This is a genomic window from Stenotrophomonas sp. GD03794 (assembly GCF_029842145.1).
Lineage (GTDB): Bacteria > Pseudomonadota > Gammaproteobacteria > Xanthomonadales > Xanthomonadaceae > Stenotrophomonas > Stenotrophomonas riyadhensis.
In genome coordinates this window covers 17,510-39,416 of the sequence record NZ_JAOCFV010000028.1, presented here as the reverse complement: position 1 = coordinate 39,416, position 21,907 = coordinate 17,510, and the positions used below count along the sequence as shown (strand labels likewise).

The 21,907-nt window shown below is 67.6% G+C and carries 11 protein-coding genes; 4 read left to right on the top strand and 7 right to left on the bottom strand.

All coding sequences use genetic code 11. The features are described 5' to 3' along the window. Positions 1-61 precede the first annotated feature (61 nt). Genes N5D91_RS15105 through N5D91_RS15085 form a run of 5 tightly spaced genes read right to left on the bottom strand, consistent with a single transcriptional unit; the run spans position 62 to position 6,417 of the window. On the bottom strand, positions 62-1,807 hold the full coding sequence (locus tag N5D91_RS15105) for a putative porin (protein ID WP_012511241.1): 1,746 nt from the start codon (positions 1,805-1,807) through the stop codon (positions 62-64). 41 nt (positions 1,808-1,848) lie between these two features. Next, positions 1,849-2,514: a cell envelope integrity protein TolA gene (locus tag N5D91_RS15100; RefSeq protein ID WP_049399763.1), complete on the bottom strand. Its 666-nt coding sequence runs from the start codon at positions 2,512-2,514 to the stop codon at positions 1,849-1,851. 39 nt (positions 2,515-2,553) lie between these two features. Next, entirely contained in the window at positions 2,554-2,967 is a 414-nt protein-coding gene (locus N5D91_RS15095) for a biopolymer transporter ExbD (RefSeq protein ID WP_180853957.1), read from the bottom strand. A gap of 10 nt (positions 2,968-2,977) precedes the next feature. Further along, entirely contained in the window at positions 2,978-4,762 is a 1,785-nt protein-coding gene (locus N5D91_RS15090) for a MotA/TolQ/ExbB proton channel family protein (protein WP_279907087.1), read from the bottom strand. A gap of 38 nt (positions 4,763-4,800) precedes the next feature. Next, entirely contained in the window at positions 4,801-6,417 is a 1,617-nt protein-coding gene (locus tag N5D91_RS15085) for a ShlB/FhaC/HecB family hemolysin secretion/activation protein (protein ID WP_049399765.1), read from the bottom strand. A 201-nt stretch (positions 6,418-6,618) separates the two neighbouring features. Between N5D91_RS15085 and N5D91_RS15080 the strand changes: the two genes are divergently transcribed. Beyond that, positions 6,619-6,954, top strand: coding sequence for a hypothetical protein (locus N5D91_RS15080; protein WP_049399766.1), 336 nt, complete (start codon positions 6,619-6,621; stop codon positions 6,952-6,954). 91 nt (positions 6,955-7,045) lie between these two features. On the opposite strand, the gene N5D91_RS15075 is transcribed toward N5D91_RS15080, so the two are convergent. Continuing rightward, positions 7,046-7,510, bottom strand: a complete 465-nt coding sequence (locus tag N5D91_RS15075; RefSeq protein WP_180853959.1) for a general secretion pathway protein — start codon at positions 7,508-7,510, stop codon at positions 7,046-7,048. A 104-nt stretch (positions 7,511-7,614) separates the two neighbouring features. Between N5D91_RS15075 and gspH the strand changes: the two genes are divergently transcribed. The 3 genes from gspH to N5D91_RS15060 are packed head-to-tail and all read left to right on the top strand — an operon-like array spanning position 7,615 to position 9,031. Beyond that, positions 7,615-8,061, top strand: a complete 447-nt coding sequence (gene gspH, locus N5D91_RS15070; protein ID WP_180853960.1) for a type II secretion system minor pseudopilin GspH — start codon at positions 7,615-7,617, stop codon at positions 8,059-8,061. Then, positions 8,058-8,420, top strand: a complete 363-nt coding sequence (gene gspI, locus N5D91_RS15065) for a type II secretion system minor pseudopilin GspI (RefSeq protein WP_180853961.1) — start codon at positions 8,058-8,060, stop codon at positions 8,418-8,420. The genes gspH and gspI overlap by 4 nt, the downstream gene beginning before the upstream one ends. Then, a complete protein-coding gene (locus N5D91_RS15060) occupies positions 8,417-9,031 on the top strand; it encodes a prepilin-type N-terminal cleavage/methylation domain-containing protein (RefSeq protein WP_180853962.1) in 615 nt (204 codons plus the stop codon). The genes gspI and N5D91_RS15060 overlap by 4 nt, the downstream gene beginning before the upstream one ends. 381 nt (positions 9,032-9,412) lie before the next feature. On the opposite strand, the gene N5D91_RS15055 is transcribed toward N5D91_RS15060, so the two are convergent. Next, complete coding sequence (locus N5D91_RS15055) at positions 9,413-21,787, bottom strand: filamentous haemagglutinin family protein (protein ID WP_180853963.1); 12,375 nt, start codon at positions 21,785-21,787, stop codon at positions 9,413-9,415. Positions 21,788-21,907: the final 120 nt, after the last annotated feature.

The following is a 21,907-nucleotide window of genomic DNA, read 5'->3' as shown; positions in this document are numbered from 1 at the left end:
TTAGACGGGCGCATCGCTGCGCCCCCGCCACGCACTACGTGATCCGCATCACGCCCGCCACTCAGAACCCGGTGTTGAACTCCAGCTGGAACACGTCGATCGACAGCGGCGCGCCGGACACTTCCTTGGCCGCCATCCACTTGCCGCTGATCCAGCTGCGTGCATCCAGCGCGTAGGCGCCGCCCACGTAGTAGCCGCGGGCGTTGGTGCCGCCCAGGTGGAAGTTCGGATCGTTGTAGGCATCGGGCAGTGCGTCGGCCTCGATGTGCTTGTAGCCCAGCAGCGCCTGCCACTGGCCCTTCTCCTTCAGCTCGGTGGCACCGAAGGTGGCCTGCACCATCCATGCGGTGTCGCCACTGCGGAAGGTATCGATGCCGACAGTATCGCCGGCGCCGTAGTTGTTGACGATGCCGTTCTGGGCACGACTGAACATGGCCTGCTTGTCGTAGGCCAGGTTGCGGATGTAGTCGCCATCCAGGCGCAGACCGATGCCCTGCGCCAGCTGCGTGTCCCAGCGCAGGTTCAGCGTGGCCAGGCGGAACGCCGAGGCCAGGCCGACATACTGCGGGGTCGGCGTACCGGCCGGATCCACCGGATTGCGCGCGATGTTGCGGATCAGCATCAGGGTATTTCCCTTCTGCATGAACGCCGGGCGCGACCAGTCGGTGTCGCAGCCCACCGCACCCGAGTACAGCGAGCACGTTGAGGACAGGCGGCCGCTGATGTTCTTGAAGTCGTAGTAGCCCAGCGCAGCACGCAGCGCGTTGTCATCGTTGAAGCGCCAGTTCACGCCCACCTGGGCACCGGACAGCCACTTGTTCTCGTTCGGAGTCTTGACCTTGCTCTGGCTCGGCGAGCTGTCGGAGGTGTACTCCAGCGGTACCACCGCGAGGTTGCCGAACAGGTCGAGGTCGCCACCATCGAAGTCATACTTCAGGTTCGCGGCCAGGCCATCGAAGTTGAGATCGTTGGAGAACAGCGTGTCGCTGGTCCAGAACGGATTGCCGAAGCGGCCGCCACGCACCGTCACCCAGTCCGCCGGGCTGTAGGCCAGCCAGGCCTGGTCCAGCCACACGTCCTTCTTGCTCAGGCCGCCGCCTAGCTGCTCGGTGGTCGACACCGGGCCATTGCTGCTGCCGCTGGCCAGGCGCACGCCGGCCGTGGTGTGCTGGCCAATGGTTGCCTCGATGCCCAGGCGGGCACGGATGCGCCACAGGTTACGGCGGTCCTGGCGGGTGTTCAGCAGCGGCGGCAACTGCAGGTTGGTATTGGTGTTGGTGTCGAAGCCGTTGCCGGAGTTGATCGACGACCAGTTGCTCACGATGTCGCTGTTGCGCTCGGAGTAGAAGCGCGACTCGCTGCGCACACGCATGTCACCGGTGACCTTGATGCGCTTGGTCCACTCGGCCACTTCGTTGGGTGCCGCCCAGCCTTCCGACTTCGCCTGCGCCATCACGTCCTGGCGCACTTCGTCGCGGATACCGTCGCGCACGCTCTGCGGTACGTACGGCACGCGCACGTCACCGGCCTCCAGGGCCACGCCACCGCTCGCCGCGGTGCTGCCCGTGGCTGCAGTGCGCTGTGCGGCCGCCGCTTCGGCTTCGGCCTGTACCAGCAGTGCCTGGCCGTCTTCGGGTTTCAGTGCACCGCTGGCGATCAGGCCCTTGATCAGCTTGACCATGGTGGTTTCGGCCGCCATCGCACCGGCCGGGGCGGCCAGGCTGAGCAGCACGGCGCAGCACAGCAGCGCCCGTCGGGCCGGCCGCGGGCGGCGGGAGTCGGTTCGTGCGCGGACGTGGTCGTTCATCACGGTTCTCATCGAAAGAAGGGAAATCACGGAAGTCGGAGTCAGGCCCCGGGCCGGCGGCCCTGGATCAGGACGCGGGCGGGGAAATCGAGTGACGGCGGCGGTGCCTGGTCAACCTTGCCGATGCGACGCAGGGCATCGAGCACGGCCGCGTCGGCCTCCTCGTTGCCACTGCCGCGTACCAGTTCGACCTTTTCCAGGCGGCCGTCGTTGGCCAGCCACACATTCACCTGCAGCTGGAACGCCAGGCGCTTGACCTTGTCGTCGCGCGAGATCGCCTGCTGCATCAGGTAGCCCAGGTAGCGGCCGTAGGTAGCGTTGCCGGCGCCACCACGGCCAACGCCGGACGAACCGCCACCACTGCCGGACTGGATACCGAAGTTGTCACCACCGGCCTGCGCGTCGGCATTCATCGTCACCGGATCGCTGTTATCCGGCGTCGGCGTCGGCTCTTCGGCCGGCGTCGGCTGATCCAGCGGCTCCGGTTCGGGCATCGTCTCTTCCGGCGGTGTCTCCGGCTCCGGTGGTTTTTCCGGGGGCGGCGGGGGCGGCGGCGGAGGGGGTGGCAGCGCCAGCATCGGCGGCTGCACCACCGGCCGACGGGTGCTGGCGGTGTCCTTGAACAACAGCCACCACACCGCGATGCCGAGCACCAGCAACGCGGCCAGCACCAGTGCCACGGTCACCAGCAACTGGCGACCGCGCATGCCGGGCTCCGGTCGAGGGGGTTGATGGGCCGTCATGCCTCAACCCTGCGCCTTGCCGGTGACCAGGCCGATCTGGGCCAGCTCCAGGCGCCGCAGCAGGTCCAGCACCTCGACCACGCGGGCGTACTGCACCTGCGCATCACCGCGCACGATCACCGGGAAATCCGGCGTGGTCGCGCGTTCGGTACGCAGCCGGTCTTCCAGCTCGGCCATCGTCACCGGGTAGGCATCCAGGAACACCTGGCCACTGGGGTCGATGGTGATCGCCTTGGTCTTCGGCTTTTCCAGGGCCACGCTGTTGCTGGCCTTCGGCAGGTTGACCTCGATGCCGGGGATGGAGGCGTTGCTGGTCAGGATGAAGATCACCAGCACCACCAGCAGCACGTCGACGAAGGGCGTTACGTTGATGCCCTTCTCGCGCTTCTTGATGCCGAACTTCGCCTTCTGGCCCATGGCGCGCCCCTCAGCCCTGGACCGCGGCCGGGCCGCGCCCGTCCTGCTCTTCGGCCAGGCGCGCGGCGAACTCGTCGATGAACACCGCCATATCCGCGCCGATCGCTTCGGCACGCGCACCCAGGTAGTTGTAGCCGAACAGTGCCGGGATGGCGACGCCGAGGCCGGCAGCGGTACACAGCAGCGCCGCGGCCATGCCGGGCGCCACCGAGTTGATGTCCACCGCGCCGGCCATCGCCGCCACCACGAACACCAGCATGATGCCGATCACGGTGCCGAACAGGCCCACGTAGGGCGCACCTTCGATGGTGGTCGACAGCCAGTTCATGCGCCGTGCCATCGCTTCCTGCTCGCGCACCATCACCGCATCCATCGAGGCACGGATCGCGGCGATGGTGGCGCCGCTCAGGTAGCCACTGTTGCCGTCGCGCTGGTGGCGCTGCTGCATTTCATCGATGGCCACCTGGTAGATGCGCCACAGCGAGCCGTCATGCATCGCGGTCGGCGCCTTGCCCTGGCGGTCCATCTCGGACAAGGTCCGCAGCGGCACGCCGGACAACTTGCCGAAGCTCTCGGTGAATACCGCGTTGGCCTTGCTGGTACGGCCGAAGTGGCGGCTCTTGGCGATCATGATCGCCCACGACAGCAGCATCATCAGGCCAAGGATGGCGACCACCACCCAGGCATCGAACGGCATCGCCTTGAGAATGAAGCCGAAGTGGCTCTGCCCGGCGGATTGCTCGTCGGCGCCGTAGCTGATCAGGCGCGAGTCGGCGCCCTGAGCGGTGGCATCGGCCAGCAGCAGCGCGGCCGGACGTGCCACCCGCGAGATGCGCAGCTCATCCAGAGCGCCTTCGAAGTTGGCCAAAGGCTGTGCAGCACCCGGGGCATCGGCGCCCACCACCGGCGCGGTACCCAGCGCCGGCAGCTCGCCGCTCAGCTGGGCCACTACACGGCCGTTGAGGTACAGCTGCAGCGCACCCTTCTCCGCGGTCAGTGCCACGTGCGCCCACTGCCCTTCCGGAATCGGCTGTGCCGGCGTGCTGCGCTGGCCATTGAGTTGCACGAACGGCACCCGGTTCTCGATACCGACCACCAGCTCGGAGGCGCCATCGCGACGGGCATAGATTGCTTGCGCCGCATTGTTGCTGCCCGGCTTGATCCAGGCCGAGAGGGTCAACGGCGCCCCCGCTTCCTGTGCCAGCGAGGCGCTGGCCGGCAACGGCAGCGGGCCTGCGCCCAGCTGCACGCCACGGCCGATCACCGAACCTTCGGACGGCGGCACCACAGCACCGGCATTGTTGCCGTAGGCGGTGGTGTCGCGTGCCGGCGCATTGGCTTCGGCGAAGTGGTAGACCAGCGTGTAGTCCGGGTCGAACACCTGCTGGCCGTTGCCGCTGGCCGGTGCCTTCTCATTGCCGTAGTACATCCAGATCGTCTGCGGCGCGGCAGCGCTGACTGCCGGCACGTCCACCCAGACCAGGGCCAGGCCCAGCTTGGGATCGAACTGCTCGATCTGATGGGCCAGCACGGTGCGGCCATCGCCCGACACGAAGCGCAGGTCGTTGCCCATGTCCTGGGTACCGTCGAAACCGAAGTTGCCGGTATGCAGGCGCAGCAGCAGCGGCGTGCGGCCCGGGTCACCGGCCAGGCCCGCGCCCTGCGGGCCGGCGTCGACGGTGATCGGCTTGCGGTACTTCCATTCGGCCTGCCACCAATTGGCATCGGCCGCAGCAGCAGGCAGCGCAAGCAGCGCGGCCAGCAGCAACAACACTCGGGAAAGCAAACGGTCCATGCGAAGGGTCTCCGGAGAACGCATGTTCAAGGGAAGGGTCAGTAACTGGTGCTGATGTTGAAATGCAGGCGTGGGTCGTCCTTGCGCGTGACCGGGCCATCGGCATAGGGCCAGGCGTAGTCCAGGCGCAGCTGCAGGTGCTCACCCAGGCGCAGCTGCGCGCCCAGGCCGACCGAGGCCAGGTTGTACTTGTCACGCTGCTCGGGCAGCGGCTGGCGCAGGCGCAGGTAGGCGGCGTCGGCAAAGCTGTAGACGCGCAGATCCGTGCCGCTCCACAGCGACCACGCCGGGGTACGCCATTCCAGGCTGGCCAGGCCGCCGTAGTCGCCGATCGCCTCGGCCGACAGATAGCCGCGCACGGTGTACATGCCACCGGCGGCGAACTGCTCGGCCGACACCAGCGGTGCGTCGGTCACCTGCAGCGAGCCGCGCGCGTACCACTGCCAATCGCTGCCGAAGGTGTGGGTGTTGGCCACATCGGCCTTGAACGCGATGAAACTGGGGTCCGCCCAGTAGCGCTTCTGCCCGAATCCGATGGCATCGCTGCCATAGCCGAACAGGCGGCGGGTACCGGCCACCAGCTGGGTATTGATGCTCAACTGATCCTGCTCGCCCTGGCGCACACCGACAAACGCCAGGGTGATCGGCGCGTACTTCAGCGGCGTCTTCAGGCTCTCCTTGCCCATCTGCGTGTCTTCCTCGGTGTCCTTGAAGTCCACGCCGAGGCTGAGCTGGCGCCACCACTGGCTGCTGCCGGCCAGTCGATAGTTGAGCTTGAGACCGATCGAATGGCCGTTGCCGATTACATTGGTTCCGGTGCCGGTACCCACCTGCCCACCCGCGTTCAGCACGCGGCTGTCGGACTTGTAGCCGGACGCTTCCAGGCTCCACGGCGTGCCCTCGAACGGCATCATGTACGAGGCCGAGAACACCTTGGCCTGCTTGGTATCTTCCGGCGCCAGGTACACGCCGATGTTGGCGCTGTGCCCGCGCTTCCACAGGTTGTCGTAGGCCAGCGATGCACTCAGGCGCAGCTTCTCGGTGTCGGCGCTGTGGTCGTTGTTGAGCGCCGCGCTGGCACGCCACGGCGACTTCTCCTCGACCTGCAGGTCCACATCCATCGTGCCCGGCACCTGGCCCTCGCGCACCAGCGGCATCACCTGCCGACGTCCACCTTCATTCAGCGCGGTCAGTTCCTTCTGCGCCTGGTCGAAGTCCGGCACCTTGCCCTCGGCAAGTGCCGGCACGCGTTCGCGGATGCGTTCGGGCGATTCGTGCTTCGTGCCTACGACCCGCAGCTGCCCGATCGGCGTCTGCTGCACCTTCAGCAGCACCACGCCACCACTGACCTGCTGCTCGGGCAGCTCGACGTAGACCGACTGGTAGCCTGCCTGCTGGTACAGCGCATTGACGGCATCGCGCGCCTTCTCGACATCGGCCAGGGTCTTGCCCGGGCCGAGGAACGGCTCCACCGCACGTTCGATCTGGCGCGGATCGAGCACGGTGTTGCCGCGCACGATGTATTCATTGATGTTCACGCTGGGCGCAGGCGCCGCGTCCTGCGCGAACAATGGCAGCGGCATCGCGGCCAGAGCCAGCACCAGCGGATGCAGGCGCAGCGGAAGGCGGACGGCTCGGCACGGAACAGGAGTCATCGAAGGCATCGCGTCGTATCGAAGGGAGTGGCCAGGGAGCGGCGCGTGGGTCTATCAACAGGACGTGTACGTCGCGTCAAAACCGCCAATAGTTTTGTGACAGTGCTGTCATCTTTTGACAGCGCCGGAACAGTTGCAGGCGGACACTGTCTTCGCCATACGTCTTCATTGCTGAGCGTCGGTTTTCGCAGGAGATTCAAGATGAGTGAGTCGTTGAAGGCGGGCCTTCGCCCTGCCCTCGCCCTTGCCTTGTTGCTGGCGTTGCCATCGGCCTGGGCCGGAGAGGCGAAGAAACAGGACGATGCCGCACCCTGCATCGAAGTACAGGTCAATGGCGAGCGCATCCCCGCCTGGGAGTGCCTGCAACGCAAACTGGCCCCGGCGCCGAAATCGGCGAAGTCACCGGCGCTGCCTGAAGCCGAACGCCTGATGCGGCAGCCGGGCAACCAGCTGATGCAGTACAACCTGGAAGGCACACGACAGCGCATGGGCGATGCCTTCGGTCGTTCGGTGGAACCGCAGCGTCCGGCGCGTTGAGCCTGCGCAGCTGTAGAGCCGGGCCCGCGCTCGGCTGCGCCTACCTGCGTTGCGGACGGCACGCGAAAAGCAGCCGAGCGTGGGCTCGGCTCTACAGGGAGCCGGCGGGCACGATGCCATCGCTTGGCACCGCTGGCAGCGCGGGCACCGGCAGGCTGCGCGATTGCCCGGCCTGGTTCAGTTCCACAGCGCTGGCGCTGATGCTGGCCAGTACCGTGCAGGGTCCGAGTCGTTGGCCGGGCGCATACGCTTCCGCTGGGCGTCCATCTACCGAGAGCAGGGCCAATGGCGCATGGTCACCCGCCATCACGCCCAGCACGACCACCTCGGTCTGCACCGCGCCGGGAGACAGCAACCGCACCAGTGGCAGGCTGGCCACTGCATCGAACATCGGCCGTACCGGCGCCTCGGCATGCGCTTCGCTCGCGGCCGCCGCTGGCGCCACCGCAGACAGGGTGACGCTCCAATAGGCCACCACGGCCAGCAGCAGCGTCGCCGCCAGCAGGGTCAACATCCGATTCCGATCCCAGCGCCTGCCGTCCATGTTCAACATCATCGCCACGTTCGTGTCCGCCTACGCTAGCAGGTGCGGCTGACGCTTTTGTTTCATCATGCGGGCCTACGCTGGCACGCATCGGCAAGGGACAGGAGGCAATGTCGATGCGACGCATCCCGCGTGGTTTCACCCTGCTGGAACTGATGGTGGTGCTGGTGATCATCGGCATCTGCACGGCAGGCATCGGCCTGGGCCTGGGCAGCCTGCTCGACCCCGCGCGCCAGCTGCGGCAGGAAGGCGAACGACTGGCGCAGCGCCTGCAGGTGGCGCGCGACGAGGCCCGCATCGATGGCCGCCCCCTGCGCTGGCAGGCCGACGCCGCCGGCTATCGTTTCAGCCGCCTCGAAGGCAGCCGCTGGGTCACCGTTGAACGCGATAATCTGCTGCGTCCACAGAAGTGGCAGGCTGCAGGCATCGCGGTGCAGCCCACCACCGCCATCGAGCTGAGCCCGGAGTGGATCGGTACCGCCTGGGAGCTTGGACTGTCGCTGGACGGCCGCGCACTGCGTCTTCGTGATGATGGCAGCGGACAATTGCAGGTCGTGCAGTGAAGCAGACGGCGCGCGGATTCACCCTGATCGAGGTGTTGATCGCGCTGGCGATCGTATCGATTGCACTGGCTGCGGTGATGCGCTCGGTGGCAGTGGCGACCGACGATCAGTCACGGCTGCGCGACCGTCGCCTGGCGCTGTTGTGTGCGCAGGACCGCTGGCAGGAGCTGCGCCTCGTCGGGCAGCCGCCGCAGGATGCGCGGCAGCGCTGTGTGCAGGGACGCGGCAGCTTCCTGGTCCTGCAGCATCTGGGCACTGGCAGCGACGGGCAGCCGCAACTGGAATTGACCGTGGTGGCCGAAGATGCACCGCGACAGTCGCTGGCGCGGATGCAGCTGCCGTGGACGGCGGCGCAATGAAGCGTACCGCAGCAGGTTTCACCCTGATCGAGGTGATGATCGCGATCACCATCATGGGCGTGCTGGCGCTGATCTGCTGGCGTGCGCTGGACAGCGTGGCCAGCAGCGACCAGCGCCTGCGCCAGGCCGATGCAGAGACCACGACGGCGCTGCGCGTGCTGCAGCAGTTCCAGCGGGATATCGAGATGCGCGCAGACGATGCGCTGATGAATGGCGCGGTGCGCCCGGCAGATCGTCCGCAGCGATTGGTGCCCCCGTCGCTGGTGAGCGAGCGGCACCCGGATGGCAGCTTCGCGCTGGAGATCACCCGCAGTGTCGGCAGTGATGGGCGGCACTGGCAGCGGGTGCGCTGGTGGCGGCAGGGCAGCACGCTGTGGCGGGCCAGTGGTGCGGCTACGGACCGGTATCCCCTGCCCGCACCGGATCCGTCGAAGGGCCTTGCGGTGGCGCGCGATGTGCAGCGGTTCGAGGTGCGGGCGTGGCAGCCTGGAACGGGATGGGCCGTGTTGCCGAGCGAGGGCGAGGTATTGCCGGCCACCGGACTTGAACTGCGGTTGGGCCTGCGCGATGGGCGTGGGCCGTTGAGTTACCGGCGGGTGCTGGAGCTTTAGGATTGGTTCGTGGCGCCGCATCCACGCATGGCGTGGATCTACTGCCGAGCCTGTTCCTGCTGCGCGGCCTGCTCTGGTGGGTGCCGACCTTGGTCGGCACTGAAGCTGGCCAAGCCATCCACGCATGGCGAGGATCTACTGCCGACCAGGGTCGGCATCTACCGTGACACATGCGCGCGTCCCTCCTGCCGCCGGGTGCTCTCCTGCACCCGGCGGCGCTGTGTCGGTGGTCCTCACCGCTGATGGCCGCTCCCTGCCCTCCGTGCCGTCCTGGCTGGGGCCGCCACCGTTCCCTGGCGGCTGGCCCGATGCTGCAGCCCGATGCGCTGCATCGGGCAATGCGTGCCGACCAAGGTCGGCACCTACCGGGGCGTGCTATGCCTATCGGCGCTGCGTGCCTTCGTCGCGGCTTGCCTGCGGGAACTGGAAGGCGCTGTTGGCGTCGTAGCCGCTGTTGGCGGTCGTGCCGCGCGCCGGCGGCGCAATGCTGCTGGTGCCGCTGCCGAAGCCGAGGATCTGCACGCTGATCACCGAGGGCTGGTTGCGCCGTGCGTCGTCCTGGCTCTTGCGCATCACGTCCTGTGCCGCCTGGCTGGCACTGTTCGCTGCAGCACTGGCCGACGCCAGCGCATTGACGTTCACCGTGGCCAACACCGGCAGGCCCTTGCTCTCGCCCTGCACCTGGATGTTGGCCGCGTTGAGCACCTGCAGCGCGGCAAGGTTGATGTTGCCCGAAACACGGATGCCCGCTTCGCCCGCATCGATGGTGCCCAGCGGCGCGATCAGGTCGACGTCGCCCGGCGGCACTTCGGGAATCGGGTCCAGCGTAGCGAAGCCGGCACCGCTGACCGGTGCGAGCGGTGACAGACTGACGTTGCCCCAACGGTCGTACAGGCGGCGTGGCGGGGTATACACCAGCGTGGTGCGCGAGCCACGGCCCGCATTGATGTCGCCCTGTTCGGACCAGGCCAGGATGTCACCGCCAAAGGTGGTCATCACCCGCGACAGGCCCAACAGCACGCTGTCCTGGCTGAACAGCCGGATGTCGCCCTGCCCCTGGGTCACCAGGCCCGCGCTTGCCGGCGGCGCCTCGCCAACCACGCCCACCACGATCTGCCCGCCCGGCGCCATCAGCTCGATGTTGCCACCGGCCTCGGTGCGTACGCCGGCGCCGCCATACATCACGATATCGCCGGTGCGCTGGATCGTCTTGCCCGCTGCATCCTTGTCCGGCATCAAGGTGGCGATGGCCTCGCGGCCGCGCAGGTAGGAGCCTACGCGCGGGCCATCCGCATCGGTGTACTCGCGGCCGCCCTCGCGCAGTTCGGCGTAGTAGACCTGGCGCAGGAAGATGCGCTGCTGCTCCTGTGGCAGTGTGTCGAACAGGGCCAGTGCCTGCGCGCCGTCAGCGCTGATGTTGAAACGCTCCAGCAGCCACTGCTTCAGTTCCTTGTCATAGACCTTGACCACCTTGCCCGGCTGCGACGCCAGTGTCTGCGCGGGATCGGCCAGCCGTGTCGCATCCAGGTAGCGTGCACGCACGGCGCCGAAGTCGACCTGCTGGTTGCCGGCGGTCATCGCGATGCTGGCACCCGGGCGCGTGTCGCCCTGCACCAGGCCGCCGCGGCTGACGATGCTGCCGCGGTCTTCCTGGCGCAGCTGACGGCCGGCGCTGACATCGACATTGCCGCTGCCGTATACGGTGACGTTGGCATGCACGATGTCCCGCCCGGCCTGCAGCACCGTGACATCGCTGGCACTGTTGTTCAACGCAAGGACGGTGCTGGACAGGATGTCCTGGCCTGCACGCAGCTGCACCGGCGCAGCCACATCAATCCACTCGCGAACGGTGCGGCGGCTGCCACCGGCGGCGTTCAGCATCCATTGTTCGCCCGTGCGCAGACCGATGATGTCGCCCGAGCCTGCGTAGAAGCGGTTCGGCGTGCCCCCGGCGGTGCGTGCCACCGCCGCCATGGGACGGTTCGGCCCAAAGGCGAACAGCGGTATGGCATCGCCCCATGTGGGTACCCGAGCATTGATGCCATCGGGCGAAATGTTGCCGAGCAATTCGGTGCCCTTCGCGTCCCGTGCGGTGAACACCGGATCGAACGGGGATGGCAGGCGAGTGTCCGCACCAGAGCTGCTGATGTACGGTGACCGATCGCCGGCGATGATCGAATTGCCAGCCAGCAACTGCATGCTGCCCGTAGGGGAAGGAGCGGTAAGCAGTATGTTGTTCTCACCGCCTTCGCCCAACTTGATGTCGCCGCTGGTGGCCTGCACCTGCAGCCTGGAGGGATAGATCCAGTAGGCGAAATTGTCGCCGGTGGATTCCGATCGCAGATTCTGCCCCGGGGTGCTGGCATGCGCTGTCAGCGGGGTGGCGTCGCCGCCGAACGAAACCAGATTTACTGCCGTGGCCGCGGTCCACAGCGAGAAGCCGGTAGTACCCGCCGCAAGGCCGCCTCCCGCCAGCGCCACCTGCGGCGCATTGAATTGCACCACACGGCCGGCATCGGCGACGCCGCCCAGGATGACGTCGCCCCGGGCGTGCAGGTTTGCCACGGCGTCGCCCAGCACCAGCACCGGACCACCCATCGCCTTGCCACCGAAAGCGCGGAACGGATCGCTGGGGCGCAGGCCACTGCTGGGATCAGTGTACTGGGAGATGCCGACGGCACTGCCGCCAATGCGGGAGGCCTCAAGACTCAGGCTGCCGCGCAGGTTCGTGAATGTGCCATTGAGTTCCAGGTCCTGCTCGTTGCTGACGTGATTGATCGTAGTGGCCATCAGGTTCGGGTTGAGTGCACCGCTGGCGCGCAGGCTCAGATCGCCACCACCTGTCAGCACCAGCCGCCCATCATCAACACGTCCGGTCGAGCCCACGGCTGCGTTGATCGCGGTGGAGAAACGGGTGCTGCTTGTGTTCTTCAGCGCGTCACCCTTGGCATCGGTCACACCGGCATGCCTGCCCGCATCAATCTCCAGATTGCCGCCACCCAACGTACCAAAGCCGGTGAAGCCGACCATGCGTGGACTGGGGTTGGAGAACGTGGACACATTGGCGTAAGTGCCGAAGTTGATCCACCAGGCGACAGGCTGCTGCTCGACGCCCGCAACCGCACCTGTGCCCTGGCGCCACAGCCAGTTGGCAACCGCGCCGCTGGCGTGGTTGGCCAGGTCACCCGCCGCCGAGCCGGACGACGACAGCGCACCCCATGTTGCCCCGGTCACGTCGCGGCCGGCCGCGATGCTCAGGTTGCCGCCGTGATCCGGATACCACGCGCGATAGGCGGCAAGTGCCGCGTCATAGTCACCGCTGGACTGCTGCAGCCCGAGCAATGCCTCGCGTCCGGACGGCGGCGCGCGCTCGGACTGGAAACGGGCATCGAGGCCATTACCCAGCGCGGTCGGCGTTCCCGCGGTATAGACGCCGTACACCGAGCGCATCGACAGATCGCGGCCGGCCATCAACTGCAGGTCGCCACTGCCGGTGCGCAGCACGCTCCACAGCGGCGTGCCATGTTTCGGTTGACCCATGGTCGCAACGTCACGCATCTCGCCGGGCATCACGCAGATGCCCGAACTGACCGAACCGCACAGCTCCTCTTCGGTCATCCCGAACATCTCGGCAGTTTCCTTCACGGGCATGCCGACCAGCGACGGATCGCCCATTTCATCGGCACCTTGCGCCGTGAACAAGTAAGGTGCCGCCTCGCAGCTGCTGCCAGCCGCGCAGATCGCAGACTCGGGCTTGCCCAGGTGCTCGGCCAGCGCCTTCACCGGCTTGCCGACCCAGCTTGCATCCACTCCTTCGCGCTGCGCGCCCAGGGCGGTCACCCGTTGTTCGCGCACGAACGTGGAGACCATGGTAGCCGCACGCACAACGCCGTAATGGCTATCGGCCATCACCAGATCGCCGCTGCCGATCCGCCGTGCGCGCGGGTCGGCCGCCTCGGTATCGGCGCCCGCAACGGCGGTCAGATCCCACGAGGTGGTGCCCTCGGGCAACATCTGCGCCAACGCCCAGTTGCGTCCCTGTCGACCATCGCTGCCCACCGGGCGCAGGTTGATCGGTTGCCCACCGGCCAGCTCCAGCGTGGTCATTGCCGGAATCAGTGAACCTCGCGCCAACGGGGTGCGCGTCGCCAGTCGCAGCTCCGTCGGCAATCGCGCGCCGGCCGGCCAGGTCGTGGCCCTTACGTTGGCCTCGCTGCGCAGCTGGAAGCCCGCGCCCAGGCGCGAACCAGCGGGCAGCTGCAGCGCCTGCGCCAGCACGCTGCCTGCGGCATGCACCTGGCCATCGGTCAGCGTGACGGAGGCCGGCAGCACATAGCCCGCCGGCAACGTAAGTGCCTGCCCCAGCGTCATCTCCACCGGCAACCTGGTGCCGGCAGGCAGCACCGCATCGCGCACCGCAATCGCGTAATTCAGCACGGCACCCGCCGGGAAGCGCGTACCGGCCTCCAGTACGACGTTGTCATTGGGCACCAGGATGTCGCTGCCGAACGGTGTAATGCCGGCACCGAAACTCTGTCCAGGCACCAGCTGCCAACCGCGATCATCCGGGCTGGCAGGTGGCGGCGCAAAGCCGTCGTTGATGCTGCCATGGATGAACAGGTCGCCGGCTGCGCGCAGGCGCAACGCGCCCGCCTCACCGAAGCCGCGTCGCGCGGGGTCCTGTCGATTGGCCTGCGGGCCGTAGCGATAGCCGGAAAGATCGATATCGCCGCTGACGGTCAGATCACCATGCGGGTTGCTGGACGAGATCGCGCCGACGACATCCACGCCGGGACGCAGGCGCACGGTCCCCAGTGTGGCCAGCCGTGCCGACAGCCCGGCATTGCCCAGCGCGGCATTCATCCATGCAGTGTTGGCTGGGTCAACCACCGTATCCAGCCACGACTGGGTAACCAGCTGGCCGCGTCGGCCGTTCACATCCGCCGTGTCAGCCAGGGGTGCGTCGTCATAGCGGCGCACGCCGGTCACGAAGATATCGCGCGCGCCGAGTACCTGCACGCCACTGCCGGTATCGACGCCGGCATCGTCGCTGCCCACTCGCGGCACGTTCAGCACGAACGTGCCGCGGGCGCGTCCATCGTTCTGCCCTGCTCCGGTACCGACGGCAACGCCGGTGCCGCTGCGAAGATCGATCCGCGCCGCCGAACCCAGCTGCACGCGCCCATCGCGGCTTTCCAGCTCGACGATGGCACGGTTCGGGCTGTCGATGATCTTGCCATAGCTGTCCACACGCAGTGCCGTGCCGTGGGCGTCCAGGCTTCCGTCCAACTGCAGGCCATCGCGCGCGGCCAGGCGGATGCTGCCAACCTGGTCGCCGCTGGCGTCGATGCGCCCGAGCACCCGCAGCGCACCACCGTCGACGCTGATATCCACCTTGCGCGCTTTCACTTCGTCGCCGATCAGCAGGTCTCCCTGCTTGATCTGGAAGCTGCGCGCTCCAGTGACACCGTCGCGGGTAAGGCGCTGGTTGAGGCCACTGAAGTCTGTCAGTTCACGTGCGCGCACCACCAGCTCACCGTTCTCATACGGCACCAGGCTGCCACCTGCGTCCAGCGTGCCGCTGGCCTGGCCAAGCAGCCGTCCTGCCAGGTCGACATGCCCGCCGGCAGTACCCAGCGCGGTCACGGTGAGACGACCCGCGCGGTTGTTCTGCGCCGACAGATCGACGCGCGATGCTGCGTCGCTGCGCACGTCACCTTCCGTTGCTGTCAGCGTGACGTCACCGCCGACACTGTAGGTATCCACATCGAACAGGCTGACCTTGCGCCCGGCCAGATCGAGGTTGGCGCTGCTGCCAAGCTGCACCGAGCGGGCCGCCGTGGCCGCCAGGCGGCCCGAGGCCAGCGCGATACGGGTGTCGAGGAGAATATCGTCGGCGTCCAGCGTCAATTCTGCGCCCAGAGCATCGGCCGCCGTCGAGGCGCCTGCGCCGTGCACGCGCAGCGTGCCACCAGCAGTCACCGCCAGCTTCGCGCCTGCTTCGGCAGTGACCAGCGGTGCCTGGATATCGAGGTTGCCGCCACTGTAGGTCCAGCCCTTGGCTGGGTCGTAGGCGCCCTGGAACTGATGCACATTCAACGCACCATTGCCGGCGAAGACCACCTGCTGTGCGGCACGCAGGTTCACCCCGGCGAAGCCGAGGACCTGGCGTCCGGCCACGACCTCCGAGGCGGGCCACGACTGTGGCGCCGGGCCGAGCCGCAACGTATCGGCAATGATGTCCAGCTGGCCACTGCCAAGGCGGTCGACCATCGCCGCCCCGCCGGGCTGCGCGGCATTCGAATCCGCAAACCCACTTGCCGCAAGTGCACCGGCCCAGGTGAGGTTGCCGGCGAAGATGCGCGCACGGTCGCTGCTGTTGCCATAGCCATGGATGGCCGGTGCGCCCAGCACCAGGGTGCGCAGGCTCGACTTGCCGGTCGCGCTGTCGCGCGTATCAAGATCGACACTGCCGAATACATTGATTGACTCGGCCGCCGAGAGCTTCAGCGTCTCCAGTGCCGGTGCGCCGGTGGCGGTATTGCCGCGCAGCAAGGTGGTCAGCACCTGCTGGTTCATCAGCATGCCCGGCGGCAAAGCGGCGGCCGCGGCGGCCTGCGCGATGGCATCGTCGCTGCCCAGATTGATCGCCGCCACGCTGACGCCGAGCTGGCGGGCGCCGTAGCTGGCCGTATCGCGCAGCTGCAGGCCGCCATTGGTGGCGACGTTGATGCTTCCCTCCGACACCAATCGTGCCTGGCCCGCACACTGACGGCCCGGGTCGCAGGTGCCGATGTCGAAGCTGACCAGCGACGGATCGGCTCCCTCGCGCAAGGGCGCGGCCAGCAGATCGGTGCGCCCGTTGGACACCACCATCACTCCGCCTTCGGCCTGGTAGTAGAAACCGGCGTTGTCGGGCAACGGAGCGGCGCCGCGACCGAGCGTGTCGATGCCTGCGCCTGCCTCCACGCGCACGCCCTTGCCTCCGGCCACCGCCCCCAGAATCACCTCAGGCGCACGCAGGACCGCGCCGTCCCGCAACACCAGGTTCTGGCCGGCACCGGCCACCTGCAGGCGCTGGTTGCTGGTCGCGCGGACCTGTGCGTTGAGCACCAGGCGCGAGGGCTGCAACGCGTTGAGCACGTCCGCCTCGATGGTGGCACCATTGCCAGTAGAACTGGGCGTGCGACCGGCCGCCACCACTTCCAGTTCACCCAGCCGGTTGACCAGGTTCACTTCCACCGAACCGCCAATGCCGGCGCTGCCCGCCGCCGGCGCAAACCGGGTCTGGCCCTGGAAACTCACAGCGGGCGTGCCGTCCCTGCCGGCGCCATTGCCAAGCCCGAGGCGCAGCGTGCCGGCATCGACGGTCTGCCAGCCGCGCGGCGTGCCCAACCGTTGTGCCGACGTGGTCACGAATGCGTTGTAGCTGGTCTCGTTGTAGCTGGAATGCCGGCGAACGGTATCGGCCGGGGTCAGCAGCAACGCGGTCAGCAAGGGCGAACGCAGGCCACCCAGCGTCGACCCCGTGTGTCCGCCGACCATCCAGGAGCCGGTGCCGGTGGCCAGCGGTGCACCGATACCGACCGCGCCGGTGCGCCCCAGCTCCACCCGGAACGCGCCCTGCTGCAGCGCGAAGCTGGCCGGCAACAACGTGTAGGTGCCAGCCGGCAATCCAGGCACGCCTGCGGGAATCGTGATCTGCTGGCCAATGCCAGGGTCCAGCGAGCCGTCACTCAATCCCAGCGGCGCTGCACTGCCGGTGTAGCCGGGCAGGATCGCATATACCGGACTGGCCGATTCGCTGAAGCCATAACGCGGATTGGCATCGGCCAATGCATGGCGCAGGATGTCGACCGAGCCACCGCGCCCGCTGACAAAGGCAGCACCGGTCAACTCGCCGCCGCCGGAGAGATCCAGCAGCGCCCCTTCGGCCACCTCGGTACGGCTGCTGATGATGGCGATGCCCTTGGGGTCCGCGCCGGGCGCGACACCGCCTACCGGCGGTATGGCATGGGCGCTGCCGTCCCTGCGCCAGTCCACGCCATCGACGGTGCCACCGAACGGCACACTGAGCCCCGCGCCGCTGGTGGAGGTCACGCTTCCGGGCAGCAGCGTCACCGAGCCGGCCCGGCGCCCGTCGGCATCGGTACCGCCCAGGGTGATGGCGCCCAACGGCGCCCGGAGGATGCCGCCCTGCTCGATGGTCGCTGCCACCACTGACAGGCCGCCGGACACCGACAACGGCAGGACTGGAACCGCCCCGCCAAGACCATGGATGCGCACGATGCCTTCGGCATCATCCCAGCGGCTGATCGCACTGCCCGGCTGCGACACACCGGCCGCCAGCACGCCGCCCGCATCGGCCACCGGGTACAGCTGCGCTGCGGTTACGTCCAGGCTGCGCGGCGCGATCAGCTGCGCGCCGGTACTGCCGAGCGCTGCGCCACTGCCCAGGAAGCGCAGATCGCCGCGACTGCGCAGTTGCACGTCATCAAACCCCGCCAGCCAGGTGGTATTGCGCAGGTCGATCAGGTCCGCATCCACACTGAAGCGATGCTGGCGACCGGTATCCACCGCCACGGCAGCGGTACCGACCAGGGTATCGCCAGGCAGCCTCAACCAGCTGCTCTGCGCCAAGCGCACGTAGGGCGCGCTCAGCGCAAGCAGGCCGCCAGCGCTGCCGCCCTGCAGCATGCCCAGCCCATCCTGTTGCAGACCTTGGAAGCGCAGGCTCTGGCCGAGGCGCAGTTCCACATCACCTTCGGCACGCACGTTGCCGAACAGCGAAAGATTGTCGAAACCACCGGCACCGACCTGCGCCGCCGACAGGCGTGCGTGCCCGTACTGCAGCTTCGCCGGCACGGCCTGCTCGCGATCGTCCTGGCTGAGCACGATGGCGCGCGGCGCCAACACATCTTCGCTGGCACCGCCCGCATGGATGCTGCCTCCGAAGGCGATACCCAGGGTTCCGCCCTGCGCGCCGGCGCCGCCTGCAGCGGCCTGCAGAGCGCCCTGCAAGTACAGCGCATTGGCCGAGCGCACCACGATGGTGCCGCCATCGCTGGCCACATCCTGGCGGCCGGCGCCATCGATGTCCAGCTGCGCCGAACTGCCGTTGGCCAGCAGTTTCGCACCGCGTTCAACCACCACGAATGCATCCACCGGCCGGTCAGGCACGTTGTCCTGGCCGTCCCAGTCGAGCGCGCCTCCAATCTCGATGCTGCCCCCCTTGCGCACCTGCCCGCGCAGGCGGCCACTGGCATCACGCGCAGTGAAGGCGTCACCGCTGACGTCGAGTACACCCTGCGCACCGATGCGGTAGGTGCGCTCGTTGCGCTGCGAATCGAACAGGCTGGTCGGTTCGCGAATGTCATCCAGGCGGATGCGGCCACCCGCCGCTTTCAGGCCGCCATCAACCGTGATGCTGCCCGCGCCGCGCAGGGTGATCGATTGACCGGCATCCACGCTGACCAGGGCGCCGCGACCGATGCGCAGATCACCACCGGCCTCGCCCTGCTGTGAACGCAGCGTCAGGCTCGCACCGTTGCGCTGACTGAACCTGCCGGTGATCGGATCCGCGCTGTACAGGGGTGCCGACCAGACCTGCAATGCGTCGTGCCGGTCGCGTGCCTGCATCGCTGCTTCGGCCAGGCGCAGGCCCGGCATGCGCACGGCGACGATGGCTCCGTCCGCCACCTCCACACCTTGCTGGCCATTGATGTCATAGCTGGCAAAGCCCTTTTTGAACAGGGTCTCCTGCAGGGTGAGTGCGCCGTCGGCCGGCTGCCCGCCGATCACGATACGCCCACCATCGCCCAACGACAGCGTACCGCTGCCGCCGCCGAGCGCGCTCAAGCGTGCATCGCCGGACAGCTGCAGGCGACCGACCCGTCCACTGCTGTCGGCCACGCTCGCTGCCTGCAGGCTGACGTCGCCGCCCTTGCCGATCGTGACCTTGCCCTTTGCATCAACCCGACCGCCGCCATCGACGCGCACGTCGCTGCCCGGCACCACAACATCATGGCTGTTCTGCAGCCGCAGCTTGCCGCCGTCAGTCCACGCCATGCCCGGGCTGGACGCCGGTTCCAGCAACGCATTCACCCAGCGGCCACTGAGATCGATGCGCGTGCCCTCCGCCAGGGCCACGTGCGAACGGCCGCCCTGCAGCAGCCAGGCGGCGGGAGCGCCCACGCGGGTCAGTTCATTGCCCGCCTGCACCTGTCCACCCGCGATCTGAATGTCACCCCCCAGCAGTACATCGGCGGCCGTGAGCACCAGCTGGCCACCGTCCTGCAGGCGCAGCGCACCCTCCACCGCGATGCTGCCACCGCTGGCCAGATCGATGCGTCCCCACTGCTGCGCGCTGAGCTGGTTGGCATCCAGCCACAGCGTATTGCGCTGTTCCTGTTGCAGCGGCGCCTGCAGGGACACGTCGGCGGCAGGCAGCCCGCCATCGACGATCCGCACCTGTGTGTCGAACACCGCGTTTCTGCCGTTGCCGTCGTAGCGCCCAAGCCACAGCTGGGCATTGCGCGCTACGGCGGTCTGCGCCTGCGCGTAGCCGTCGCGCGCAGCATCGGGTGTCTTCGATTGCTGCGCACCCTGGAAAGTATCGGTCGCCACCTGACCCTGCAGTACCGCACTGGGCGCGGACACCAGCAGACGGCCCGCGTCGCGGCCCACGGTATAGCCGTTCTCCACCCGCTGTTCGGCACCGATCAGCGGATTGCGGAACACATCGGTGGCTCCCCAGCGCTCCTGCTTTACTTCAAAGCCCCGATACAAGCCGTCGTACCGCATCTCGGCCGGCGCATCATCCAGCCGGTACAGCTGACCGTCGGTGCCACGCAACCAGCTCTGCTTGATGGCACCGCTCTGCACATCCAGGCTGCCGCCAGCCAGGTTGATCCTCGAGCCGGCATGGGTGACCACTTCGCTGCCGGACAATTGCACGGTACCGCCCTGCGCGGCCCATTCGCCGATCGAATGGCCCTGGTTGTCGAGATACCCCCCGACTTCCAGCAGGCCACCACCGGCATACCAGCGCTCGGCGGTGTTGCCACCGGTGCCTGCGGCCACGTGCTGCAGCTGGCGGCGATCGATCCAGACCTCGCTGCTGATCAGCTTGCCGCTGTCGCGGTTGTCGGGCGAATCACGCAGTTCGTTGCCCTGCACCTTCACCTGGACGTTGTTGCTCTCCATCGCAACCCGCACGCCCACCGCACCGGACACATCAATGCGCGCGGCATTGCCGGCGTAAGTCCGGCGTGCGGCTTCCGCTACCACCTGACCGCCGGTGGCCACGGTCAGCGAACCGTCCTGGAAATTCACGTCGCCGCCGGACACAATCTCCACGCGTGACTGGTCACGCCGGTCCTGCATGCGCGAGAGATTGTCGAATGTGCCAGTGCTGCTGGCGCCGCGCAGCAGGTCCTGCTCGGCCGAAGCCTTGACCAACGCATCACGGCGGCTGTCCAGGGCCGTGTTCTTGCCATCGTCTTCGATCAGCACCGCCGTGGTCGCGCCGCTGGCCAGGGTGACCGTACCGGCACGGTCGCTGATGGCGTTGAGCAGGTGCACCGTGCCGCGCTGGTCCAGCGTGGTAGTGGCCACGGCTACGCCGGCCTGTTCCACCCTGCGCCCGGCCAGCGTGATGTCGCCCTCGCGCGCCTGGATCAGGCCGCTGTTGCGCACGCTGCCGGCATTGCTGCCGGCCGCGATGCGTGGCGCGATCTCGTTGCCGGCTGTGGTCGATGCGGTGTTCTGCGCGGTACCCACACCACGTCGTATCACGAACGCGTCACCAGCGGCCAACTGCGTCTGGCCCTTGCGCGTTTCAATCTGCCCTGCATTCTCCACGGTGTGGCCGGCCAGCAGCACATAACCACCGGCGCGGGTTGCCGAGGCAGGCGCCTGCGTGGTGATGCGTGCACCCTGCTCAACCAGGACCTTGCCGAAGGCATCGGTGAGCGCAGCGGTGTTGTTGTCGCCACTGTACAGGCCGTTGTCACGGAACTGGCCATCGCTGATCCGTGTCGCTGCCGCGACCAGATTGCCCACGTTGACCTGGCTGTTGTTGCCGAACACCACGCCGTTGCGATTGACCACGAACACGGTGCCGTTGGCCTTCAGCTGGCCGAGGATCTGGCTCGGACGCGCGCTCGGATCATTGACCCGGTTCAGCACCGCCCAGTCCGCATTCTGTTTGAAATCGAGCGTGGTGTTGCCGCCGATGTTGAAGGTTTCCCAGTTCAGGATCGCGCGGTCGGCGGTCTGCTCGATGCTGACCTGCACCTTGCCGTCGCTGCCCTGCGACTGGATCGCTTCGCGCGCATTCACCCAGCCACGGGTCAGCGGATTCTCATCAACCTTCAGGCCGTCCTTGCCGAGGCCGTCAGCAATCACGAACCCGGCGGCGCGCTGCTGCGTGCGCGCCTGCTCCTGCAAGCGCTGCTGCAGCGCAATGGCCTGCGCGGCGGTGCCCAGATTGTCGATCGACTGCTGCAGTTTCTGTCGCGCTGCATCCTGTTGCTGGACAGGCAACTGGAACTGGATCGGCACACCGTTGGGCATGCGCCCGCTCTGCGCGGCTGCGCCCTGCGCTGCACCGCGGTCGGCAAACCAGCCTGGCGAGAATGCCTGCTGCGCCTGGGCAGGCAGCATGGGCGTGGCGCCCAGCGCAAGCGCGATGGCCCAGGCCATCGGATGGCGGTGCGGCGCAGTGTGCGGAACAGGCGAGTGCAGGTGCGACATCAGGACCTCGAGCGACCGACGGACGGTCTGCGGCATAGGAGAGATTCGACTGCCCGCAGGCATCGCCGGGCACTATCAGATAGACGTTGTCCGCGCCGGAAAAACGACAGCTTCTTCACA